Source organism: Sphingopyxis sp., assembly GCF_040216815.1.
Classification (GTDB): Bacteria; Pseudomonadota; Alphaproteobacteria; order Sphingomonadales; family Sphingomonadaceae; genus Sphingopyxis.
Map to the genome: position 1 here is coordinate 1 of NZ_JAVJOJ010000007.1, position 1,781 is coordinate 1,781.

Annotated in this window: 3 protein-coding genes and 1 pseudogene; all 4 read right to left on the bottom strand. The window is 62.4% G+C overall.

All coding sequences use genetic code 11. From position 1 onward, the window contains the following. Positions 1–30: 30 nt before the first annotated feature. A complete protein-coding gene (locus tag RIA72_RS10335) occupies positions 31–312 on the bottom strand; it encodes an NAD(P) transhydrogenase subunit alpha part 2 (RefSeq protein WP_350032099.1) in 282 nt (93 codons plus the stop codon). Positions 313–556: 244 nt separating this feature from the next. Continuing rightward, on the bottom strand, positions 557–1,126 hold the full coding sequence (locus RIA72_RS10340; RefSeq protein WP_350032100.1) for a fasciclin domain-containing protein: 570 nt from the start codon (positions 1,124–1,126) through the stop codon (positions 557–559). Between the two features lie 136 nt (positions 1,127–1,262). Continuing rightward, positions 1,263–1,628, bottom strand: a complete 366-nt coding sequence (locus RIA72_RS10345; protein ID WP_350032101.1) for a PH domain-containing protein — start codon at positions 1,626–1,628, stop codon at positions 1,263–1,265. Positions 1,629–1,635: 7 nt separating this feature from the next. Then, a pseudogene (locus RIA72_RS10350) lies at positions 1,636–1,781 on the bottom strand (NAD(P)(+) transhydrogenase (Re/Si-specific) subunit alpha); the annotation flags it as partial.

A 1,781-nucleotide genomic window follows, 5' to 3' on the forward strand; every position in this document is an offset into this window, starting at 1 on the left:
GCGGCGGCAAGGATCGACTGAAAATCCATCTCAGCGCTCCTTCTTCTTGTACATCGCCAACATGCGTTCGGTGACGGCAAAGCCGCCGAAGATATTCACGCTCGCCATCACGACCGCGGCAAGCCCGAGCCATTTCGACGACGCCGATCCCGCTGCCGCCGCCGCAATCAAGGCACCCACGATGATCACCGACGAAATCGCGTTGGTCACGCTCATCAGCGGCGTGTGCAGCGCTGGCGTAACCGACCAGACGACGAAATAGCCGACGAAACACGCCAGCACGAAAATCGAAAAAATGGCGATGAAATCCACGGCGTGCTCCCCTGCTGATTCCGCTTGGCGCACCTCTTGCCGTGACGGCGCCAGCCTGTCGACTCCTAAGCCCGAAAAAAGAGGCGCCGGTGTTTCATATCACCCGGAACGCAGGCCCGATCCGACATAAAATTTCGTGGTAGAAGTGTTTGGCTTGGACAATTGAATGTTGGCCCGGGAGCGGGCGCCGTCGTTCTCCGTATCCGTCATCCCGGCGATGCTCTTCCGCTAGAACGCCAGCCGCCTACATCCGCGGCAGCAAGACCGCGTCGACCACGTGGACGACGCCGTTCGCCTGCTCGACATCGGGCTGCGTGACGATCGCCTTGTTGCCCGAAGCGCTGGTCAGCAGGATCGAATCGCCTGACTTGCGCGCCGTCAATTCCTGATTGTCCACGGTTTTGAGCGTCAGCTGCCCGCCCGCAGCGTCGATCTGCGCGGCAAGATCGGCGGCGGTCAGCTTGCCCGGCACGATATGATAATTGAGTACGCCCGCGAGCACGCTCTGTTGCGCCGGGCGCATCCACCCGTCGCGCGTCACCGGCGGCACCTGCGTAAAGGCGGCGTCGGTCGGAGCAAAGACCGTAAAGGGTCCAGTCCCCGCCAGCGTCGCGGCCAGTCCTGCCTGCCGTAGCGCCGCCGCGAACGAGCTATGGTCGGGCGAGGCGGCGATATTGTCGGCGATCGTCCGATCTCCCGCCATTCCGCCCACCCCCGCCGCGTCGCCGCCGATCGCATCGCCTACCGTCGCAGTTTCGCCCGTCGTTTCGGACTCGCTGCTGCACGCCGCGAGTCCCAGGGCGGCGGCTGTCAAGGCGGACGAGAAAAGGACAAACGACTTCACGCGCGGCATCGGGCAATCTCCAGTGGTTCAAAATGGGGGCTCATCCCCATAGTAATCAGCCGACGCGTCAATAAAAGGTCCCAATCGGCCCCCTTCCCGATTTGCGTCAGCGGCCGACGATCAGCCGCGTCATCAGCTGGTGGATTCGCTGCGGGTCGCTCTTGCGTGAAATCTTGACCTCCAGCGGCGTCGCCGCGCCCGACACCCAGACCTTCATGTCGGCGTCAAGGTCAAAGGTTCCCGCGGTCTCGAACGAAAAGCGCGTCACCGAACGCCACGGGATGCTCTGAAAATCCTTCTTCGATCCCGTCAGTCCCTGCACATCGACGAAGATGAAGCGATAATTGGTGAGCAGCACCGTATCGCGAATCGTGCAGAAGGCCGCGAGCACCTGCTCGCCGTCGACCAGCCAGGGCTGAAATTCGGACTGCGCCCGTCCAACGTCGATATCCCCGGCGCTGAACAGGCCCATGGTGCGTTTAACCCAACAGCCGCTCGTTGACGACCTTGCCGCCCTGCGTCAGGCGGACCGCATTGCCGATTTCCTCGTCGAGCACCGGCTTGCCCTGCTCTTTGTCCCAGAAGGCCGACAGGAAGTTGAACAGATTGCGACTGAACAATGCGC

Coding starts and splice junctions, on each gene's coding strand:
- RIA72_RS10345 (WP_350032101.1), bottom strand. CDS start 1,628: ATGGGCCTGTTCAGCGCCGGGGATATCGACGTTGGACGGGCGCAGTCC.